The organism is Rhodopirellula sp. SH410 (assembly GCF_055811895.1).
Genome location: NZ_CM147949.1, coordinates 7,307,098 through 7,328,746, shown reverse-complemented (window position 1 = coordinate 7,328,746; position 21,649 = coordinate 7,307,098). Strand labels below are relative to the sequence as shown.

The following is a 21,649-nucleotide window of genomic DNA, read 5'->3' as shown; positions in this document are numbered from 1 at the left end:
TTCATGAACTCGACACACCGCTAGCTCTGCGTTTGCCAGGAGCATGCGGTCGGTGGTAGGCACGTCCGGTCACGTCGTTTCGTTTAGCCGCGTGAGCATCGAGTTCGCGAAACGCGGCCCGCTGGGCTCCCGGTTAAGCGCGTGGTGCCGGATGATTTTGCCCGGATGTGCATCGCGGCATTCTTCGTCGACGCGAACGGTTCAGCCATCGTCGGCTCGTTGCTGTGTCGCGTCAGCGGTTGACTCTGTGCTATTATTATTAGCGGGCGATCGTTCTCGGGATCCAGCGATGAGAACGCCAGTTGTCATCCAGGGTAATTCGCTAAAGAACAAACGTATGAATCATGAGACCCATGCTACTCGCGCCTACCAGCATCTTCGGAATAAGCTAATTTCGGGCGCTTTTGAGCCTGGGACACGCTTGCTTTACGGTCCGATTGGGAAGGAAATCGGTGTCAGCGCGACACCGGTGCGAGAGGCCGCAGGTCAGTTGGCGAACGAAGGACTTGTCGAGTTGGTTCCGCAATTGGGGGCGATCGTTCGCCGAATCGATCACGATGAATTGCGTGAACTTTATGAAGTTCGTGAGATTATCGAGCCCAGTGCGGCGGCGTTGGCCGCCCAAAGAGCAACACCCGAGCAGGTGTCATCCATCGAGGAAGAGCTCAACCTGATGCTGCAACTGGCATCGCAGCAAGCTGAATCAACTGCCCAGCATGCGGGGAAGCGTTTGGCGGGTGAGTTCGATAAGGCGGACTACACTTTTCATATTCGCGTTTTTGAATCGACTGGAAACCAATCGCTCATTCGCACGGCATCCCATTCGCATGTCCTGACTCGGGTTTTCGGTGTCTGTCGATATCTTTACGACGCGGATTCGATGAAATTGACGTGCGCGGATCATCAAAAGATATTTGATTCAATCCGTGCAGGAGACGCTGATCTCGCACAGCAGGCTGCGGTCGATCATGTCCGTAAGGGGCAGCGGATTTCATTGGCGAGGCTGGATGAAGCGTCCAGCCAAGATTGCTGACACGTCGTTGGTTTGCAGCGACGTGAACTGGCCAAACGCATCCGATCAAGCCTTTGTGTTTAGGCTCGTGGGCAGCGCCCCGTGCGAGTTCACGGATCGCGGCCCATGAAATCAACCGCCCCAACGGCTAGTCAGCCGAAGCGGTTTCACGAGCGATTTTTGTTGCCGGTTGGAAGTTGCGTTGGCGGGTGATGCTACAAGTAATAGACCACGAGGGAGGCCGCCAGCAGCACGGATGCCCAAAATGCCATCGCGTTGGTGGACCATGTGCGGCCGAACCGCCCGGTCTCGCAAAACGCGGCACGCATGATCTCGAGCACGCGATTGAGACCGCTCATGAATGCGGTCCGCACGGCACCATCAGCGGCGGCGATGCCTGTTCGTAGCTTCGCAACAAGCTTGGGGATTGCGACACGGTAAAACCAATCCGTGTCCAAAACGGTTGCTCGCTTCTCGGCGGGGTACCAACCCATCTTGATCAAAAACACGAACGCCAATCCGGCAAGCATCAGTAGTTGCAGCTGTGTGATCACGTGCGTCGTCGTGTAGGGCTGGTAGTCGAGCGTGTGCGGCAGCAGCGCGTACAGTAAAGGGTACGCGGTCCCGAGAATGATGCATCCCGCTGATGCGATCCCCATCGCCACGAGCATGTTTCGTGGTGCTTCTTTCACCCGTTTGCCACTGTCGTGGGAAAAGAATGCGAAGAACGGAATTTTGATTCCCGAGTGTTCCATCACCCCCGCTGAGGCGATCAGCAATACGATCCACACACCCAGCATGTGCTGTTCGGCAGCTGCCGAGATAATCATCGACTTGCTAACGAACCCGCTCAACAGCGGGAACCCAGAAATAGCGCCCGCACCGATCAGGCAAAACCCCGTCGTCCATGGCATCGATTTGTGCAGCCCACCGAGTTCGGTCGCCTTGATCGTACCGACCCGATACAGCACCGCGCCCATGGACATGAACAACAGTGACTTGTAGATGATATGGCAAAATGCGTGAGCCACCGTGCCGTTGATTGCCAGTTCGGTGCCGATCCCGATTCCCACGACCATGAACCCGAGTTGGTTGTTCAGGCTGTAGGCGAGCACGCGTCGCAAATCATTTTCAATCACAGCGAACACGATCGGGAACAGCGTCATTGTGCAGCCGACCCAGATCAGTGGTTCGAAGCCGGCGAAGCCACGAATCAGTGAATACACGGCTAGCTTGGTCGTGAATGCACTCAGGAATACGGTGCCTGTCACGGTCGCTTTGGGATAGGAGTCCTGTAGCCAATTGTGCAGCAGCGGGAAGGCACACTTGATTCCAAAGGCGACCAAAATCAGCTTGCCCGCCAGAGTCAGGCTCTCATCCGGCCCGACAAACGATGCGAACGTAAGTGATCCTGTGTTGACATACTGCACGATCGCCCCGGACAGCAGCAGCACGCCCGAGGTGACCTGGATGATGAGGTAGCGCATGCCCGCGTGGTAGGAGCGTTCGTTGTCGCTCGCCCAGATCAGGAACACGCTTGAAATCGCGGTCAGCTCCCAGAATACGAACAGCGTCAGTAAATCGCCCGCACAGGCTGCCGCAATCGCGGCGCCCGCGTAGAGCACGCCCGCTACGTGTTGCCGGGTGTCCCGCACGTGGAGTGCGTAGATCGCCGAGATGATGGCGGCCAAGTGAAAGATGATCCCGAACGGACGCGAGATGGAATCGATCCGGACGACGTTCAGCTCCGCCCCAAATAGCGAGATATTTCCATAGCTATCCGCCGGCGTCAGTACAAAAATCAGCAAGCTGACGGCCGACAACACGAGCACCGCCCACGCCTGCATTCGCCGCGATAGCAGCGGTAGGAACAGCGCCCCGACGATCATTACCAATCCAGGCGGCAGATCAGCTAATATCGTCATCGTCGTGCTCCCTGCGCTCGTAGTAGTCCTCTGGTCGTGACACAAATACTCTCAGCAGGCGACCTAGAAACACGATCACCACAAACGACACAAATCCAAACCATGCCTGAAACGCGAACGTCGTTTCGATCGGGAAATGAGGGTGTGGATTCGAGTAAAACAAATCGGCCAGGGCCAGGCATGCACAGGCCACTACCAGCGCGATGATCATTTTACGAATGTTTCGCGGTTCTTCGAACCAGCTGGGGTCGGTTGTCTTCATTGTGATGGGATCCCCGTTGGCGGTTTCGTTTCCATCACTGCCGCCCCACTCTCGGTAATCGGCAATAAAACTTCATAGATCGAATCCGCGGCAAAGAACAAAGCCACGCTGCCAATTGCCGTAATGCACAGCGGCACCACGCATAGCAGTGGCGCCTCCTGCATTTCGGAAAGCCAGTTGCCGGCGGTCGTTGTGTCGCCATCTGGCAAACCCGTTTTGGGTTTCATGAACGCGCGTATTGGAATCGGCACGAGGTAGGCGATATTCAGCAGCGAGCTGATCATCAGCGCTGCCGTCAGTATGTACTGGTGGGTTTCGACCGTGCCAATGGCCAAGAACCACTTGCTCCACGCCCCGCCACCTGGCGGCACGCCGATGATGCTGACCGAGGCGATTAAAAACGCGGCAAACGTGAGTGGCATCTTGCGACCCAGGCCACCCATGTCGCTGATGTTTTTCTTATGAGCCGCAACGTAAATCGCTCCGGCGCAGAAGAATAATGTGATTTTGCCAACGGCGTGCATGGCAATGTGCATCCCGCCACCGATCACACTGCTCGGTGTCGCCAGCATTGCGCCGAGTGTGATGTAGGCGAGTTGGCCGATGGTCGAATACGCGAGGCGTGCCTTCAAGTTGTCTTTCGTCATCGCCACCAACGATGCGACGACCAGCGTGAATCCAGCGACATAGGCCAGGTATAGACTGACACCGCTTTGACGCAGCAGTTCCAGTCCGAAGATGTAGATGCAAACTTTCATGATTGAAAACACACCCACCTTGACCACCGCGACCGCATGCAGCAAAGCGCTGACGGGGGTCGGCGCCACCATCGCCGCTGGCAGCCAACGGTGAAACGGCATCAATGCTGCTTTGCCAATCCCAAAAGCAAACAGACCGATGAGAACCCCGAGTCCCGTTTGCGAGATGCGACCTGCCGCAACGGCTTCGGACAAGATCCCGCCAAGTCGAAAATCCAGTGTTCCCGCCAACGACCAAGTCCAAACGATGGCGAGCATGAACAAGCCAATCGATGTCGACAGCAGGATCCCCAGGTAAACTCGGCCACCGCGGCAAGCCTCTTGCGTGCCATGGTGCGTGACCAGCGGGTAGGTCGAAATGGTCATCAATTCGTATGCGACGAACAGCGTAAATAAGTTGGCTGAGAAGGCGGCCGCGATTGCCGCGAAAATAGCGATGGCGAAGCAAGCGAAAAATCTTGATTGATGCTGCTCGTGATGCCCGCGCATGTAGCCGACCGCATACGCAGTCGTCAGGATCCATAGGCCAGCGGCAACCAGCGCGAACAGCATGCCGAGCGGTTCGACACGGAAGGCGATCTCAAACCCCGGCAGCATCTCGCCGATGGACCACTGAGGTCTCGCTCCCGCGAAGACGGACCGCGACAAGCACGCCACCGCGACGAACAGCAGTGCCGCCACGCATCCCGAGCAGCCGTCGCGAATGTTAGGCGTCTTGCCAAACATTACGATCAACGCGACTGCGATGAGGGGCAGTGCTAATGAAATCCAAATGAGCTGGTCGGGGGACATTTAAGGGCTCTCTCCCAGCAAAGCGACGGCCGCGGCCCGGGCAATGCCCGCCGAGTAGGGCGTCCAAACGCCAAACACCAATGTTCCACCAATTAACAGGTACGTGGGGATCAGCATCCGTAGCGGTGCCTCCGTCGCCATCGCTGCTGCCTCGCTCGGTTCAGCAAAAAATAGTGTCTCCACCACCCGCCATACGTAAACAACCGCTAGCAGGGAACTGATCAGCATCAGTACCGCGACCGGCCACCGGCCTGCCTCGAAAATACTGGTCAGCAATAACCACTTGCTGATAAACCCTGCCGTTAATGGGACTCCGATCAAGCCCAGCCCGCCAATCACCCAAGCCGTCGCTGTCCAGGGCATCGTGCGTCCGGCACCCTTCCAGTCCGACAGTCGCACGCTACCCAATCGCAACACAAAGCAGCCCACGACCATGAACAGCCCGCCCTTGATCATCGCGTGGTTGAACATGTGAACAATCCCACCGGACAGGCCCGTCGGCGTTGCCAGCGAAACGCCCAGCAGCATGTAGCCGATCTGGGCAATGCTGGAGTAGGCGAGCAAGCGTTTGACGTTGTCCTGGAAAATGGCCGCCGTCGAAGCAATGAAGATTCCCACCAGTGAAAAGAGCATCAGCTCGGTATCGAGCGGTAGAAAGACAAAGGCAAATCCTGGAGTGATGATGCCATAGATCAAACGCACGAAAACATAGACGGAAACCTTTGTCGACGTCGCCGCGATGAAGCACGTCACCACCGAGGGGGCGTACGTGTACGCATTGGGCAGCCACGTGTGCAGGGGCAGAACGGCCATCTTGATACACAGACCGACTGTCAGGAATGAGAACGCGACAAGGACTGTTCGCGGTCCATGTTCGTGTGGCAGGCGGGCAGCAATTTCGGCCATGTTGAGAGCGCCTGTCATCTGATAGAGCAATCCAATGCCAATCAAAATGAACGTCGCCCCGATGCTGCCCAGGATCAAATACTGGAACGCGGCCAGCGGCGCCCGCCGTGTCCGTCCCAAGCTGATCAGTGCATAGGACGATAGTGACGAGATCTCCAGGAACACGAACACATTGAAGAGATCGCCCGTCACGCACATGCCCAGCAATCCCGTCAAGCACAGCAGATAAGTGGCGTAGAACAGGTAGTGTTTTGACGCGGGGATCTCGTCGCGAACGCTCAGTGGCGCATACATCAGCACGACGGCGCCAATGCCCGATACGAAGGTGAGGACGAAACCGGAAAACACGTCTACCCGGTATTCGATCCCGTAGGGTGGATGCCAATTGCCCAGGTCGTAATGGATCACGCCATGATCGAGAGTTTCGCCGAGCATGATGGCGCTGCAGGCGAACGTCAGAATCGAAACGATGAGCGCAATGCAATACGCCGCTCGCCCATTTCCGAGCAGCACGCAGATCGGTGCAGCCATCAGTGGCAGCACGATCAAGAGGATCGCCAGTTGGGAGTCAATCGCGTCGATCACTGGGGTTGCCTCGCAAGCGTTTTTCTCATTCGCCACGATCCAGTTCGAGAATGCGTTCTTCGTCGACTGTCCCGTAGTCCTCACGGATTCGCACGACCAGAGCCAGTGCAAGGGCAGTGGTCGCGATGCCAACGACGATCGCCGTCAACATCAAGACGCTTGGCAGTGGATTGGAGTACACGATCGAGCCTGCCGCAGTGGCGGCCTCCGCAATCGCTTCGCCATGCCCATCGGCATGATTCGCCAATGTCTGTCCGGCATCCGCGTGTCCCGCATGAAGTGACTGCTGGTGGGCAATCTCCGGTGGAATGATTGGAGCGGTCCCGCCCTTGACTTTGCCCATCGTGATGTAGAGCAAAAACACTGACGTTTGAAAGATGTTCAGCCCGATTACCGATTTGATCAGGTTCTTTCGTGCGAGTACGATATAGAACCCCGTCATCATCAGGAAGATCACGATCCAGTAGTTGTACAGTCCTGCGATCGATTCAAGTGTCATGGATCTGTCTCCGCCCTGCGAACGTGTAGAAGATCATGGTCATTACCGAAGTCACGGTGATCCCCACGCCAAGTTCGACCAGGAAAATCCCTAAATGCTGACCGCTCGGTAAGTGCCACTGCGGCAGCAGGTTATGTTCGAGCACGCTGTAGTCAAGGAACTCACCGCCCAACGACATCGTCAAGACGCCAGTGCCTGCATAGATCAACACGCCGAACGCCATGGCCTTTTCGATTACGATCGGAGGTGCCACGCGTTTGATCGCACTGAGCCCAAAGACCAATCCATAGAGGATCAATGCGGAGGCAAAAATTACACCTGCTTGAAAGCCGCCACCGGGACCGTAGTCGCCGTGGAATTGAACGTACAGCCCGAACAGTAGGATGTAGGGGATCAGTAGTTTCGTGATGATTCGAATGATTGGAAAATGCGTCACGTCGTTTCCTCTTGTGGCGGAGTTTCCGCTGCGGACTCGTCGTTCTCGTCACGCCGCAGGATCAGCAATACGGCAATGCCGGCGGTCAGAACCACCGTGGTCTCGCCGAGCGTGTCATAGCCTCGGTAGCTCGCCAGCAGTGCCGTCACCACGTTGGGCAGCCCATGCATGTCCTCGATGGAACGTTCGACGTAGGTAGGCGATGGGTACAGCTGGACGGGCGCGTCGACGGCGCCGAGGTGTGGCATGTCCAGCGTTCCGTAGACCAAGATGGCGCCCGTCACGACGACGGTTAGCAAGGGAAGCCAGGACGAGTTGCGAGGGATGTCTGCGCCCTGGCCCGTTAGCGCCATGGTGCTGAGCATCAGCACGGTCGAGATCCCTGCGCCGACGGCCGCTTCTGTAAATGCGACATCCGGTGCATCCAAGATGAGCATCCAGCTGGCGCTGAGGAAACTATAGATCCCGGTGAACATAATTGCCGCCCACAGTTCACGCAGACGCGCAATCACGACAGCGGTAATCGCAAGCAGCGCGAGCAAGGCGAATACGATCAAATTCATTGCCGCCCTCCTTTCCCGAATTTGGATAACTTGACATCAGTCTCGAGATCCAGTTCCGGCTGCAAGCCTTTCGATAGCGCTGACTTGGCCAGCGCATGGCAAGAGCTCGGACTCGTGATCGTCAAAAAAAACAGGATGACAAATAACTTGAACGCGACCAGTGTGGGGCCCGCGAGCAAGATGAGGCCGATGAGCACCAGCCCCGCCCCCATGGTGTCTGTGATTCCACCGCCGTGCATGCGGGAGTAGAACTCCGGCAATCGCACCAATCCGATGCCACCGACGATCGAAAACGCCGCACCGGCGATCAAGAAGAAATAGCTGGCGATTTCAAGCATGATCATGGCGACTCCTCCGGCGGCGGAACGTTGTCGCTGAAGCTGTTGTACTGCGTGAACCGCAGCAGCGCGACCATGCCGACAAAATTGATCAGGCTATACAGCAGCGCGAGATCGAGGAAGTCACTGCGTCCGGTCATGAAGCTGACCACGCTGATCAGTAGCACTGTTTTGGTGCCGAACATATTCAGCGCCAGAACGCGATCAAATACGGTTGGGCCAAGCATCGCACGGACGAGCGCCAGTGACATCGTGATGAGCACGCCAACGGACGTAACCATCAGCATGCCACTGGTAAGTGCCGAGGGGAGTAGGTCAGGAGTCATCACGGCCCTCACTGCTTAGGGGTGCCTGGGACGCTGTGTCGCGATCGTCGCCAACGCATTCGCAGGGGTGACCGCATTCGAGCCGGCAGACCCGTTCGCCCATGCCACCGGAGATTTGCTCCTTGGTTTCGAGCAGAGCGAGGCCATGCACAAGAATCTCGTTGTCTTGCAGTCGCACCGCGACCGTGCCGGGGGTGAGTGTGATGGAATTGGCAAAAATCACGCGTCCCAGTTCGCTCGCCTGGTTGGCAGGCACGCGAATCAGATTTCGCCGCAGCGGCATTTTAGGCGCTAGGATGATTTTGGCGGTGACCAAGTTTGCCTTGGCGATTTCCTTGACCAGCCACAGGCTGTACAGTGCGATCGGCATGACGCCGAGGTGGGCTGGGGCTCCCTCTTCGTCGACGATTTGCATTCGCATCGTCAGCCACAGGCATAGCACGCACGAACTGACGCCCAATCCGATCATGAACGGATTGTCGAAGTGCCCCGACCAAAGTAGCCAATTGGCCAGCAGAGCAGCGAAGAGAGCGAGGCCATATTTCACGTGCGAAGCATTCAATCCATAGAAACGCATGCGGCGAGAGGGCAAGCCGCGCCCGGGGTTCCGATTGCCCGCATACCTTAAACCGCACGCCCCCTTCACGGCAACCAGCCAAGCGTCTGGGACAGGCTTCTGGAGGATCTCTTGCCCCTGCTCGCCCCCGGATCCCCGGTCGACTGCCCTAGCCGGCTGTTGATGGAGTCGAAGTTCGGTCGGCGATGGTGAGCCGAATGCCGCAGGGCATCGGGTGACGCGAGCGACCGGGCCGCTCACGCGATTCGGCTCACCAAACCGGAACGCCGCTAGGATGGCAGTAACGTCCGCCAGTGATGGTCCCCAGTCGGGAAAGCCGACAGGGGGCTGGCGATCGCTTTCATTGCCTTTTCGAATCCCAAGGGCCAGCTTTCCCGCAGCACAGTCACGGGGGAGTCCTTTTGTGTGCGCGGCGGAAATCTGGCGGTCAATCCTAGCGTATCGGCCAGACTGCCAATCTGGACGGAGGGAGCTACTGGCGACTCCGGCCGGTCATCGTAACACTCGGTATCCAAAGGGCTTAGGGTGTCGCGTGCTGTATCGGCACGCGGATTGCTCAAGACGCCCTGACAACACTGCGTCGCTGCCACAATGGCCAGCCCTGGTGATACACCGCGGCAGCGGAGCCCTGAGGGGTTCCTGTACGCGGCGACCCCCTGCCGAGAATATTCGGTGGATTGCCTCCACGGCCATCACTCATTTTCACACTACCGCCCACGATACAGAAAGGTGTCACGGACATGGCAACTGCCACGAAAAAGGCTTCGAAAAATCGCTTGCAACCCCTCGGCGAGCGCATCGTCATCCAGCGTGAAGAGCGCGAAAGCACCACGGCGGGCGGTATCGTGCTGCCGGACTCTGCCCAGGAAAAGCCCGCTCGCGGCACTGTGATCGCCATCGGTACCGGCAAGCAGCTCGACGACGGTAGCCGTGCCCCTAGCCAACTGAAGACGGGCGAACGCGTTCTGTTCAGTAGTTATGCGGGTGAGACCATCGAAATCGACGATGTCGAATACCTGCTGATGCGTGAAGACGACGTGCTCGCCGTGATCGGCTAGTCGCCCGGCTTGCACGCAGGGGGGTGTCAACGTTGTCGGTCGCGTTTGCGGCACGCTGCGGTCCGATTCCCCCGAATTTCCACTAACAAAACCTTACCACTATTTAGTTCACCATGCCTAAAATCATTGCATTCGATCAAGAAGCCCGCGAAGCGATTCGTCGCGGTGTCGGCAAACTCGCTCGTGCCGTCAAGGTCACGCTCGGCCCTAAGGGCCGCAACGTGATCCTGCAGAAGAGCTTCGGCAGCCCCACGGTTACCAAGGACGGCGTCACCGTCGCTAAGGAAATCGATCTGGAAGACGTCTATGAGAACATGGGCGCCCGGATGGTTCGCGAAGTTGCCAGCAAGACCAGCGACGTTGCTGGTGACGGCACGACGACCGCAACCGTGTTGGCCGAAGCAGTCTTCAATGAAGGCCTCAAGGCTGTTGTTGCTGGCATCAACCCCATCCAGTTGAAGGCCGGTATCGAAGCTGCCGTCGCCGACATCACCGCTCAGTTGCACTCCATGGCCGTCAAGGTCAAGGACAAAGAAGCGATGGCCAACGTCGCTACCATCGCCAGTAACAATGACCGCGAAATTGGTAATCTGCTCGCCGACGCGATGAGCAAGGTTGGCAAGGATGGCGTGATCACCGTCGACGAAGGCAAGAGTCTGCAGACCGAGCAAGAATGGGTCGAAGGCATGCAGTTCGATCGCGGCTATCTCTCGCCGTACTTCGTTACTGACTCGGCCAGCATGGAAGTCGTCCTCGAAGACGCTTACGTGCTCGTCTACGAAAAGAAGATCAGCAACATCAAAGACATGGTGCCGATGCTCGAAAAGGTTGTTCAGCAAGGCAAGCCGCTGCTGATCATCGCCGAAGACGTTGACGGCGAAGCCCTGGCGACGCTCGTGATTAACCGCCTGCGCGGCACCTTCACCGTCGCTGCTGTTAAGGCTCCCGGTTACGGCGATCGCCGCAAGGCGATGATGGAAGACATCGCGATTCTGACTGGCGGGAGCGCCATCTTCGAAGCACTTGGTGTCAAGCTCGACAGTGTCGACCTGCCGCAACTCGGTCGTGCCAAGAAGATCATCATCGACAAGGACAACACCACGATCATCGAAGGTGCTGGCAAGTCGACGGACATTCAAGCCCGGATCGCGCAAATTCGCCGCGAGATCGAAAACTGCAGCAGCGATTACGATCGCGAGAAACTGGAAGAACGGCTGGCGAAGCTCGCCGGTGGTGTCGCCAAGGTCAACGTTGGTGCGGCGACTGAAAGCGAAATGAAAGAGAAGAAGGCACGTGTCGAAGACGCCCTGCACGCAACCCGTGCAGCCGTCGAAGAAGGCATTCTTCCTGGTGGCGGCGTGGCTTTGCTGCGTGCGTCCGGCAAGGTCAAGCCTGCTGACGACATGAACGAAGATCAGCGTGTTGGCTACAACATCGTGCTGCGTTCATGCCGTGCACCGCTGCACATGATCAGCGAAAATGCTGGCCAAGACGGTGGCATCGTGTGCGAGAAGGTTCTCGCCATGAAGGGGAATGAAGGCTACAACGCCCTGACGGACGTCTACGAAGACCTCGTCAAGGCTGGCGTCATCGACCCAACCAAGGTCACTCGCACCGCCCTGAGCAACGCAGCCAGCGTCGCGACTCTGTTGCTGACCAGCGACGCGTTGATCGCTGAAAAGCCAAAGGCTGACGGCAAGTCGGGTCACTCCGGCGGCAACGACATGTATTGAGCATCCGCTTCTGTCGGATGAGCAAGCCACAAAACCCTCTCGCTTTTGCGGGAGGGTTTTTTTATTGGAATCTTCGCGCCGCAAGTGGCTGCTCTTGGATCACCGGATCAGGGCACGCTCTGGGTAATTTCAAGCGACGGCATGGAGCGTTGTATGAACGGCCCGCTCAATATGAGCGGGTCGCTCGGCGTGCGGGCGGTGTTAAACCGATCCCCGAATCCGGCGGGCGGGGAATGGCTGGTTGGAGCGGTCGGAGCCTGGGTCGCAGGTGGTCGTCGTGCCGGTGAAGTAGGTTGCGATCAGGACGGCGGCGGTGGTCGCTGCGGCATATAAGACGAAGGTCACGAAGCTGCTCATGGCATTTCTCCAGAGGGTGGATGTCGAATGTCTGACACCACTATCGCACCGGAGCCTAAAGGGTCGCTGATCCTATGATAAAGCTTTCTTTAGGTTGGGTAAAAAACCATCCGCTGTGTTCACTTGCCTCCCTTGAGTGTACGCAGGTAGGCCACCAGGTCGCGGACCTGGGCGGCTGAGAGCACTTCTTGCATCTGGGGCATTAGTGATACCTTTTGTTCCACTTGGTCTTCAATCTCGTCGGGGTCGATTTTAACGAGTTTGCCAGTGGCGTCGGCGATGACGATTTCGTCGTCGCTTTCGGACTGGATCACACCGCTGAGGACCATGCCGGAGTCGAGTACAAAGGCCGTTGTCTTGTATTTGGGGTCGATGTCAGCGCTTGGTGACGTGATAGCGCGCAGGAGATGGTCAGCGTCCCGCTGGGTCGCAATTTTCGTCAGTTCGGGGCCGATGTCGCTACCTTCCTTTCCAATTCGATGGCATCGGACGCACTGGGCGGCGACATTTGTGTTGAAGATTCGCTTCCCGCTTTCGGCATCGCCGCCGTCTCGCGAAAATGCGTACTTGGCGTTCTCGGGGTTGTCTTTTGATCGGGTGGTGGCGAGCTCCTGAAGTTGCTCGGCGCGTTGGAGTATCAGGCTCTGTAGGGCTTTGTCGTCGCCGTGGCCCTGCATCGCGTGGTCGATCGATTCGACCACATCCAAGGCGAGTTGTGGGTTTAGGTTGCCGTTGATTGCTTTGTCGGCCACGCTTGCCAGCCAATCGTCACCGTCGGCTTGGTCGAGTCGTCCGGCGGCGCGGATGCAGGCCTGTTGCACGCGGAGGAATTTGGTTTGCGCAAAGGCTTGTTTGATCGCTGGAAATGCTTGTTTCGGAAAGTGTGTGGTCAGCAGTTTCAGGCCTTCGAGCTGGAGTTGTTGGTTGGGGGAAGCGATTGCCTCGAGGCAGATCGCTGCCGCGTCATCGTTCGCGGAGGTTACCAGCGAACGCAGCGATTCGGTGCGTAGCGAGGTGTCTAGCGACTGGGTGTGAAAGATGCCTTGCAGCGCGGCGGCTGATAGTTTGATCTTCAGCTTGCTGGCCGCCGCGATGCTGGCTGATTGCACCCTTGGATTGCCAGCGCTGGCGAGTTTTGCAAGCACTGTTTCGGCTGTGGGGACGTTGATTTCTCGCTGGTCCTGCGGCAGGTCTCGCCGGCGACCTTCTACGCGATCGAGAGCGGGCGGTTGCAGCCAGTTTGCAATCGCGTCGCAGGCATCGACTCTCATTTTGGCGTCCGCGTTGTCCAGGGACGCAAATTCGAGGACTCGATCAAAGCACTCGGCTGTTCCGAGTCGGTAGTTGGCGTTGATGCTGCGGCGCAAGAACGCTGCGCTGCGTTGGGTGTCGGTTGTGAGTGCGGCGGCGAGTGCGGGCATCGCGCTTGCGATGGAGAGGTCGTCGTGGATGGCTCTCGCTGCTGCGGTCGCGACCCAGTCGGATGGATCGTGCAAGTACTCAGCGACCGCAGGATTGGACTGGCGACGGAGAGCCAGGACGCTGCAGAGCCGTAGCATTTCGTTATCGCTATTGTGGTTGTCAGCCAAGTCGCTGGTTGATGCGCAGGCGGCCAGTGCGGTGACGATCGCGTGTCGCAGGTAGTGTTGGTCCGCGGAAAGTTCGCCTGCCGCGTCCCGTAGGTCGTTGTAGGCCACTGCGTCGGGGTGTCTGGCGAGAGCCAGGGCGGCATTCACGCGAACATGTAAATCATCGTCGGTCAGGAGCGGGATCAATGGGCGGCCGTCCGGCGCAGTTGTTTCACCCCACGTTTTTGCGGCTTGCCCGCGTACGTTCGGTGAGGCGTCGTGGAACGCTGCCAGGATGCTCTTGTTCACTTCATGGTTGCCCGCGCGGGATAGCTGGCCCAGGCCCCAGACTGCATGGAGTTTGGAGAGTGTGTCCGAGTCGCCTGCTTGCAATGTGTTTTGGAATGCCTCTGCGTTGCCACGCCTTACCAATTCAAACTGTGCCGCTTGGCGAATTCGCATGTCGGGGTACGAGAGTTGTTCCGTCAGTTCTGCGATCGACCTGGTGCGGAAGCCTTCGGCTAGGGTCTCTGCGACGTGTTGCCGTAGTGGATGGCGTTTGGCGTCTTCGACATCGATTCGAATGACAGCCCCTTTTTGGTCGAGCGGGTAGCCGCCGTCCCAGTCCGCGCCGTAGAGTGCTCCGTCGGGGCCGAACGCGAGGCCCACGATCGCCGGTCCCTTGCCGATGAGATGGTCGTTTGACATTTGGAAGGAGTCGCCCGTGGCCGCGACTTGAAACGCGTATTGGCTCCCGTTGGGTGCCGACGTCAGGAAGAAATAGTTCTCGTATTCGGGGCTGAGTGCGGTGCCTGGGTTGAACTTGAATCCGGCGGGGCCGTCGACATAGTGTTTGATCGGGGGGATGATGTAGGCGGGGTGCTGCTCGCCAGGCAGTCTCCACAGGTTCTCGTCAGTCCATGGGTTGTACTTTCCGCCGCGGAATTGGTAGTGCGACCGCCAGCCTGCGTCCATTCCATCGACGATCGCAACGAATCGTTCGTGCTCATCTTTTTGGTCGGCATCGTTGTCGACGCCGAACAGGTTACCGTATTGATCGAACGCGATTTCCTGCACGTTTCGCAAGCCGTGGGCGAACACTTCGAAATCGCTGCCGTCGGGGTTGCATCGCATCACGCCGCCCTGGTTGGGATAGAAGTAATGGCGTCCCTCTGGGCTGGTGACGTTGATGCCCTTGTCGCCGATGGACCAGTAGATTTTGCCGTCGGGGCCGACCGTCAGCCCGTGCATGTCATGGCCCGCATAGGCAATGTGCAGCCCAAAGCCGGTCGCGATAATGGTGCGTTCGTCGGCCACGCCATCATCGTCGGAGTCCGTCAATCGCCATAGGTCGGGCGCGACGGTTGCGTAGACGTCGCCGTCCCATGCCATCACGCCTGCAGCGATGCCGGTGACCTCTGTCTTGAAGTCTTCGTCAAAGAGCACGATCTCGTCAGCTTTCCCGTCGCCGTCGTCGTCGCTGAGTCGGTAGATTACTTCACCAATCACGGTGAGGTCGCGCCAGTCGTGTTGGCCGTCGCCGTTGACGTCCGTCACATGTTTGGACTGGGTGGCTTGGTCGCCTCCGATGGCCAGTTGGGAGTGGTAGAACGATTTTTTGTCGTCGATGCTTTGCAGTCCGATGTCGTCGGCTACCCAGTCGCGGTTTTCTCGAATGTCCAGGTCCTGGATCTTCCGGCGGCGGGTCTGGGTGACAAAAACTCGGCCGCGGTCATCCACGCTGATCGCGACGGGGTCGGGCACATTGATCGAACCGCTCCAGCGATCGTATTGCAGGGTGGGGTGCTCGGCTTGGGGCTGGTTTGGCTGGGGGCGCTCGTCCGCGAGGGCGAAGCGAGGCGCAGCGATCATGATGGGCAGGGAGCCTGCGAGTGCTGCGATCAGCAGGAGTGCGGCGGCGCTACTGCTCGGGCTGCGGGTCGCTGAAAAGGGCGCCGAGATTTTATTACTCATCATGTGGGCAACTGCATCGGGGGGATTCAAACTGCAAAGAGAGCGACAGTATAGATACTTGTCGGTAGGCATGTTTGGTGTTGTCTCGATCCAAGAGAGAATGGATCGGGTTTGTGGTCAGGAGCGGTTCGTCGGTTATGAATTCGTTCGAATTCACAGGAGACGACTCGCTCCCCATCCACACGCGGCCGCCCAAGCGTGGACTCCTCTAAGGAGGAGCCCGTGGGGCCGCGTTAATTGTTCTTCACTAGGTCACTTCGGTATCTTCTTCAACGGCAGTACGTTTCATCACATCAATCACCTGGGGCGACTGCTCCGAATCACGGCCGCTGAGAATCCACTACTCAGCGAGTGAGACGTTCTCAGCGCAAGGACCCTTGGGGCCCCGGCCTTCGGTGTAGGTCACTCGTTGGCCTTCGCGGAGGTCGTCGAAATTAACCCCTTGAAGACTGGACGAGTGAAAAAACAAGTCTTTGCTACTTCCAGTGTCGATGAATCCAAATCCCTTGTCGGTGACTCGTTTGATCGTACCCTCTGCCATCTGTTCATTCCTAAAATGTGTCTTGTAGGCGAGCCCAACGACAGTGCGTCCTCGGTACTCGAATACTGGTCGAGAGTATATCGCGTTATACCCGTTTTGGCGATACTCCCTGGGCTGTGGGAGGTTCCCCCTTAAGTTGAAATGATCGATTCACTCGGCAATTTACGGTAAAAACGGATCCGAAAGAAGTTTGGTAAAAATTTGCTTTTGTGGGCCAGACTGCTGTATCGTGCCTCACACAAATGTCGTTTTCTCGGTTTTTTGCCTCCCCCGGCAGATTTGGGGAGGTCGCAGAGAGCGGTTTATGCGATGTGGAGGGGGAGCGGCGGTCGGCGTGGAGCACTCGCGCACCGGTGAGCTCGCAAAATATCTTGGAAACTCGCGGCCAGCGGGCCGCGAGAGGAGCGGTAATCGCGTGGGAGGATGCTCACGCGGTTTAACCTAAAGAACTTCCAATCCAGGACTTACCTCCGTTTCAGCAGCGTTTGAGGCCTGGAAACACTGGCCCCTGAAGTTTGAATCACTCACGCATCGACCCTTTCCCTTGCCTATGTTCACGCCCGAGCAACGACATTCGGTACTGACGCACTGGTCGGCCACGCTACAAAGTTCGGCCGACGCGAGCCTGACAAGGGATAGGCTTGCGCTCAGCGAGAGCTTTCGCACGACGCCGATCGGGTCGGGATTCAGCGGCGGGGCCGTCTTTCGCGTGCAATACGCTGGCAGCGTCGAGGCGGTCTCGAAAGCCGAGAGCCAGCCGCCCTCGTGGGCACTGAAGGCGTGGCCATCCTCGGCATCGAGCCCGCAAATCATGCGAATTGCCGCAATCGTGCGGGCGGCCGCACAGCACTGCAGTCTGCTCGCACCGCCACTGACTCGCGGCGATGCCGATTCCACGCTTGTGAGTGAGCATGGGCATTTTTGGGAAGTGGCTCGGTGGATCCCCGGTGCGCCCTTGCCGTCGGATGCGTCCGAGACGGCAGTCGCGAGGGGGGGAGAAGCGATCGCAGGCATTCACGCAGCGTTGAATCCAGACCGTTGGTCCACCTCAAGGCCTGTTCCGAAGGATCGGGAGATCCCACGCTGCATCACCGACCGCAGCACGCGACTGCAGGAAATCACGTCGCAGATCCACCGCATCGCCCTCGAACTCCCTGCACAGGACGAGCTCGCCAGTCGATTGGCGTGCCAGTTGACGCGTGAACAACCGCACGAGCCCGCGTCGGCGTTCCATTGTCGCGAGCTGGCCAGGCTGCTGATTCAAAGTGCAGCGGCGCTCGCTCGGCAGTGGTCAGATGTCAGCCCGCAGTTGGTCGAGCGACTGCATCAGCATGGTCGTGATCGTGGGCGTTTGCCAACATGCTGGGTGCTCCGTGACGTCCATCGGGAGCATGTGTTGTTCAATGACAGCGAGGTTGTGCAAGGGATTCTCGATTATGACGCGCTCGACCTGGATTCTCCCGCAGCCGATCTGGCTCGCTGGGCGGGAGATTTTGACGCAACTGCACCCTCGATCGCCAAGGCAACGGGGCCCATCGCCTGCTCTCGGCTGGATGCTGCCGTGGCGGGGTACCGTCGGATTCGGCCATTTTCCCAGAGCGAATGGGACCTCGCCCAAACGCTAATCGATGTCAATCAGGTGGGTGGTCTAGCGAATTGGCTGGTGTGGCTTATTGCGGAACGTAGACAGTTCGCAGCGAGTGCCCAGCAAGTCCAGGGCCGGATTTCTCATTTAATCGCTTCGAATTGCTGAATCTGTTAAAATTGCCATCACTTCGCGAAGGCAACTTCGGATCTAATTTACCTTTTCCATCGAATCTGTCTTTCACCAAGCCTTATGCAGATGATGACTCCGCAAATAACCCGGTCGAACGTGAAACGAATTCCAACGACTTTCGCCCCGAAACGCTGTTTGGGCCCACTCGATGCGGTCGGTAGACGCCGCTGGCTCGACACCGTTGGCTCGCTCGGCAAGACGCTGCCGGCCATCGCGATCCTGTTACTGATCACGTTGCTAGTGCCAACGGGACCGTTCACTTCTTCGGTGCGCGCCGACGATGGCGGGGACACCACCGGGCTATTCCCCTCGTTGTCTTTAGGGCGATATGGAGAGGATCCGATTGGGCTGGGGCAACAGAACCCCGCAGCGGTGGAGGCGTCACTGTTCTCACTCGCCGATCATCCACAGATGGTTGTCGTCCAGGTCGACGTTGCTTTGGAATCACCTTGGCATATCTATTCGTTGACGCAGCCCAAAGGCGGTCCGCTGCCGACGAAATTGAAACTTGCCAAGGACGACGTCTTGCAGATCGTCGGTGATTGGCAGAGTGATTCGAAACCGAAGAAGAGCATTTCTCAAGCGTTCGGCGGCATCACTGTCGAGGAGCATGAAGACGAAGTCAAGTTCTTCGCCTTGGCGAAGATTCAGAAGGCTGACCAGACGCCGGAGTCCTTGCCGAACGTCGAGGTCGAAATCAGTGCCCTGACATGCTTGTCCGGTGGTGCCTGCCAACCGCTCGACGAAACACTGACTGCGAAATACGCCGGGCCAGCATCGCCCGCGATGGCGGAAGCCGCGCTGGTAGGCATGGACACTCACGCCTCTTCGACTGCCGATGTTGTCGATGGCACGGAGGTGTCGGTGGTCGCTGAGCAAGTCGATGCGTCGGCAATTCCATTGTTTCAGGACGACGACTACGCGATCCGCTGGCGAATGTACGTGACCCCGCCCACGCTGCATCCCGGCGAACAGGGCAAGCTCGTTTTCACAGCCGTCCCAGAGGGCGAGTATCACACGTATCCCGGTATTGTCGGTGACGAGCCGATGTCGACAAACTTTGCCGTCGAGGATAAAGCGGGGTTGCAAATCGCGGCGCCGAAAACGGATGCGGAGATTATCAAAGAGGAACTCGTTCCTGGACTCGTCAATGAATACCATCCCGGTGATGTGACCTGGACGATGTTGATCGAAGTTCCCGCGGACGCGAAACCTGGCAAAAAAACAATTCGCGGAGCAGTTGGATATCAAGCCTGCACGGCGACGAGTTGCTTGGTGCCCAAGGCGCTGCGTTTCGAAGCGGTCGTTGACGTTACCCCCGGCGATGCACCGGAGAACGCCGACGGGGTGCAGGCCACCGCGATGACGCTCACGTCAGCTAAATTTGGCGATGTCAAAAAGCTTGCGGGCAACACGGAATGGGTGGATGAAATCAAGCCCGCTGCGGTGGTCTCTGACGCGACGAATGCAACGGTCTCTACAGGCGACAGCGAGATCGATAACGAGAGCGACGGAGCCGCAGTCGCACCGATCGTTATGGAGGATTCCTCCGGTGCATCGATGACGCTTCCGGTGCTGTTGGGGTTCGCTTTGCTGGGTGGGTTCATTTTGAACTTCATGCCCTGCGTCTTGCCGGTTGTTGGTTTGAAGGTGATGAGTTTTGTCCAGCAGGCTGGTTCGGATCGCCGGAGAGCGTTTCTGTTGAATTTCTCATACGCCGCTGGCATCATGGCGATCTTTGTATTGCTCGCCGTGCTCATGGTCGTGTTTTCGATGGCCTGGGGTGAGATGTTCACGCACCCGGAAGTCCGCATCGCATTGATCGTGTTGATGTTCGCGATGGCACTGAGTTATTTCGGTGTGTGGGAGCTGCCTGCTCCCGGAATGGCCTCGAGTAAAGGGGCTCAAGAGCTTCAGCAGCGGGAGGGCTATACCGGTGCCTTCTTCAAAGGCATGTTCGCGACGGTGTTGTCGACGCCCTGCAGTGGCCCGTTCCTGGGTGGCATTTTCGCTCTGATCGGTGGCAAGCTACCGCCGCTGCAATCGACGATCGTGATCCTGGTCGTGGGACTGGGGATGTCTGTTCCCTATGTGATCATGGGGATCTGGCCCAAGTTGATGTCGTGGCTACCCAAGCCGGGACCCTGGATGGAAACGTTCAAGGAATTCCTGGCGTTTTTGTTTCTGGCCACCGTCGCGTTCTTCTTTTACACCTTCGATGATGCCGACAAAATGTGGGTTTTCGCAGCCTTGATGGGGGTGTGGTTCGGCTGTTGGATCATCGGCAAAACACCGTCTTGGCAAACCGCACAGCGCCGTGTGATCGCATGGACCTCTGGAATCGGTGTGGCCGTTGCTATCTCAGTGCTCGCCTTCACTTACCTTGGCCCCAGCCCGCCGGACCAGCAGGAGAAACAGGAACTGATCGCCTGGGAGCCTTACGACGAGGCGCGTCTGCAGGAGTTGCATGCCGAAGGTAAAACGGTGTTGGTCGATTTCTCAGCTAAGTGGTGCCTCAGCTGCCTGGTGAATCTCGGCGTCGCGATCGATACGAAGCCCACCGCTGACTTGGTTGAAGAACTCGGTGTCGTGACAATGTACGCGGATTGGACCGACCGCAGTCCCGAGATCAAAGCCAAGCTCGACGAGCTGCAGAGCAAGTCGATTCCACTGCTAGCGATCTATCCCGGCAGCGATCCGAGTCGACCCATCTTACTGCGTGACCTCGTCACGCAGCAAAATGTCCTCACGGCACTCCGGCAAGCCGGCCCGAGTCAAGCCGGTCCAGTGGTGAGCCACAAGCCGGCCGAGCCCAAGACGCTCGTCACCCGGTGATCGAGTACACAGCGGCATCTTAGGATGCCGGTGTGGTGCGGGGGCGGTTAGAGGGTGTGATCGTTCTACCGAACGGTTCATTAAGGAACGCGTGAACAACAAGTGACGAATTCTCCCGTAGCGACCGTCGCCAGACGGTGGGATTCCACGCTCTGGCGAGCGTAGCCACGTCAGTTTTTCTTCTTGGAACTAGCTAGTAGGCGCAAGCTGCCACCGAGGCGGATCTTGCCGCGTTGGAACTTCCATTTGCGTGGTCCGCCGTCGGTCCAGTAGAGCGTGATATCCTCGATCACGGTCGCCAGGGCGGCCCTCAACGTCGCCGGATCGGCCAGGGCGAACGTTTCCCGCAAGCCGTGCAGTTCGGCCGCGACGCGGGCGGCCTCGCGCTGCGTCGACACGGTTTGGCTGGGCTCGGACGCTTGCAATTGTTCTTCGAGCGTTCGCCGCTTGGCTCGCCAATCGGCCATCGCTTCGACCATTTCTTGGCATGAAAGCGGTTTGCGGCTTTTCTTCAAAACCGCCAAGGCCGCGTCGATCTGGCTGAGCTTTTTCTTGGCGTTCGTTTTCGTGGCGGAGGGCTTCTTCGCCGTGGTCGCTTTCGTCGTTTTGGCGGGCTGCTTTTTGGTGGCTGGTTTCTTTGCCGAAGTCTTCTTGGCGGCAGCGGTCTTGGTAGCGGTGGTGGTTTTCTTCGTAGCCATGTTTGTGTTCCCGTAGTTGGGGTTTCGAGGTTCCGCGTTGGCCACCGTGGTCAACGGGACCACACAGTTACCTCTGTCTCGAAAACACATCCAGCGCTGTTCCGGAGTTATTCCAAGAACTTTTTCGTG

The 21,649-nt window shown here is 58.1% G+C and carries 19 protein-coding genes; 5 read left to right on the top strand and 14 right to left on the bottom strand.

The genetic code is table 11. From position 1 onward, the window contains the following. The first annotated feature begins 337 nt into the window (after window positions 1-337). Window positions 338-1,033 carry a GntR family transcriptional regulator gene (locus SH410x_RS26870; protein WP_473672457.1) on the top strand — a complete coding sequence of 232 codons (696 nt, stop codon included), beginning with the start codon at window positions 338-340 and terminating at the stop codon, window positions 1,031-1,033. Window positions 1,034-1,227: 194 nt separating this feature from the next. Here SH410x_RS26870 and SH410x_RS26865 read toward each other — a convergent pair whose 3' ends face one another. From SH410x_RS26865 to SH410x_RS26820, 10 genes are read right to left on the bottom strand one after another with little or no spacing between them, the layout of a single operon-like run. After that, entirely contained in the window at window positions 1,228-2,937 is a 1,710-nt protein-coding gene (locus SH410x_RS26865) for a Na(+)/H(+) antiporter subunit D (RefSeq protein WP_473672455.1), read from the bottom strand. After that, complete coding sequence (locus tag SH410x_RS26860) at window positions 2,921-3,199, bottom strand: hypothetical protein (RefSeq protein ID WP_473672453.1); 279 nt, start codon at window positions 3,197-3,199, stop codon at window positions 2,921-2,923. The genes SH410x_RS26865 and SH410x_RS26860 overlap by 17 nt, the downstream gene beginning before the upstream one ends. Next, window positions 3,196-4,749, bottom strand: a complete 1,554-nt coding sequence (locus SH410x_RS26855) for a proton-conducting transporter transmembrane domain-containing protein (protein WP_473672452.1) — start codon at window positions 4,747-4,749, stop codon at window positions 3,196-3,198. Before SH410x_RS26855 ends, SH410x_RS26860 begins: the two co-directional genes overlap by 4 nt. Continuing rightward, the gene (locus SH410x_RS26850; RefSeq protein WP_473672450.1) at window positions 4,750-6,240 is read right to left on the bottom strand and encodes a monovalent cation/H+ antiporter subunit D family protein; all 1,491 of its coding nucleotides are present in this window, start codon (window positions 6,238-6,240) and stop codon (window positions 4,750-4,752) included. It lies immediately after the preceding gene. 25 nt (window positions 6,241-6,265) lie between these two features. Continuing rightward, complete coding sequence (locus SH410x_RS26845) at window positions 6,266-6,739, bottom strand: sodium:proton antiporter (RefSeq protein WP_473672448.1); 474 nt, start codon at window positions 6,737-6,739, stop codon at window positions 6,266-6,268. Beyond that, on the bottom strand, window positions 6,729-7,175 hold the full coding sequence (locus SH410x_RS26840) for a Na(+)/H(+) antiporter subunit B (RefSeq protein WP_473672446.1): 447 nt from the start codon (window positions 7,173-7,175) through the stop codon (window positions 6,729-6,731). Before SH410x_RS26840 ends, SH410x_RS26845 begins: the two co-directional genes overlap by 11 nt. Beyond that, complete coding sequence (locus tag SH410x_RS26835) at window positions 7,172-7,738, bottom strand: DUF4040 domain-containing protein (protein ID WP_473672444.1); 567 nt, start codon at window positions 7,736-7,738, stop codon at window positions 7,172-7,174. The genes SH410x_RS26840 and SH410x_RS26835 overlap by 4 nt, the downstream gene beginning before the upstream one ends. Then, window positions 7,735-8,082 (bottom strand): monovalent cation/H(+) antiporter subunit G, encoded by a 348-nt coding sequence (mnhG, locus tag SH410x_RS26830; protein WP_473672442.1) that lies wholly within the window; start codon window positions 8,080-8,082, stop codon window positions 7,735-7,737. The genes SH410x_RS26835 and mnhG overlap by 4 nt, the downstream gene beginning before the upstream one ends. Continuing rightward, a complete protein-coding gene (locus tag SH410x_RS26825) occupies window positions 8,079-8,402 on the bottom strand; it encodes an MrpF/PhaF family protein (RefSeq protein ID WP_473672440.1) in 324 nt (107 codons plus the stop codon). The genes mnhG and SH410x_RS26825 overlap by 4 nt, the downstream gene beginning before the upstream one ends. After that, window positions 8,392-8,949: a Na+/H+ antiporter subunit E gene (locus SH410x_RS26820; protein ID WP_473672438.1), complete on the bottom strand. Its 558-nt coding sequence runs from the start codon at window positions 8,947-8,949 to the stop codon at window positions 8,392-8,394. Before SH410x_RS26820 ends, SH410x_RS26825 begins: the two co-directional genes overlap by 11 nt. A gap of 770 nt (window positions 8,950-9,719) precedes the next feature. Here SH410x_RS26820 and SH410x_RS26815 point away from each other — a divergent pair. Together SH410x_RS26815 and groL are read left to right on the top strand one after the other, a co-directional pair. Then, complete coding sequence (locus SH410x_RS26815) at window positions 9,720-10,037, top strand: co-chaperone GroES (RefSeq protein WP_146408105.1); 318 nt, start codon at window positions 9,720-9,722, stop codon at window positions 10,035-10,037. Between the two features lie 113 nt (window positions 10,038-10,150). Next, window positions 10,151-11,770, top strand: coding sequence for a chaperonin GroEL (groL, locus tag SH410x_RS26810; protein WP_473672436.1), 1,620 nt, complete (start codon window positions 10,151-10,153; stop codon window positions 11,768-11,770). Window positions 11,771-11,971: 201 nt separating this feature from the next. On the opposite strand, the gene SH410x_RS26805 is transcribed toward groL, so the two are convergent. The 3 genes from SH410x_RS26805 to SH410x_RS26795 all read right to left on the bottom strand — a co-directional run bounded on the left by SH410x_RS26805 (window position 11,972) and on the right by SH410x_RS26795 (window position 16,210). Next, window positions 11,972-12,127: a hypothetical protein gene (locus SH410x_RS26805; RefSeq protein WP_473672434.1), complete on the bottom strand. Its 156-nt coding sequence runs from the start codon at window positions 12,125-12,127 to the stop codon at window positions 11,972-11,974. A 119-nt stretch (window positions 12,128-12,246) separates the two neighbouring features. Next, window positions 12,247-15,669, bottom strand: coding sequence for a PVC-type heme-binding CxxCH protein (locus SH410x_RS26800; protein ID WP_473672432.1), 3,423 nt, complete (start codon window positions 15,667-15,669; stop codon window positions 12,247-12,249). 340 nt (window positions 15,670-16,009) lie between these two features. Next, window positions 16,010-16,210 (bottom strand): cold-shock protein, encoded by a 201-nt coding sequence (locus tag SH410x_RS26795; protein WP_146391139.1) that lies wholly within the window; start codon window positions 16,208-16,210, stop codon window positions 16,010-16,012. Between the two features lie 550 nt (window positions 16,211-16,760). On the opposite strand from SH410x_RS26795, the gene SH410x_RS26790 reads away from it, so the two are divergent. Together SH410x_RS26790 and SH410x_RS26785 are read left to right on the top strand one after the other, a co-directional pair. Beyond that, entirely contained in the window at window positions 16,761-17,963 is a 1,203-nt protein-coding gene (locus SH410x_RS26790) for a phosphotransferase (RefSeq protein ID WP_473677408.1), read from the top strand. Window positions 17,964-18,083: 120 nt separating this feature from the next. Further along, complete coding sequence (locus SH410x_RS26785) at window positions 18,084-20,822, top strand: protein-disulfide reductase DsbD family protein (RefSeq protein ID WP_473672430.1); 2,739 nt, start codon at window positions 18,084-18,086, stop codon at window positions 20,820-20,822. 170 nt (window positions 20,823-20,992) lie between these two features. Here the strand turns inward: SH410x_RS26785 and SH410x_RS26780 are convergent, their stop codons facing one another. Beyond that, a complete protein-coding gene (locus SH410x_RS26780; protein WP_473672428.1) occupies window positions 20,993-21,520 on the bottom strand; it encodes a hypothetical protein in 528 nt (175 codons plus the stop codon). Window positions 21,521-21,649: the final 129 nt, after the last annotated feature.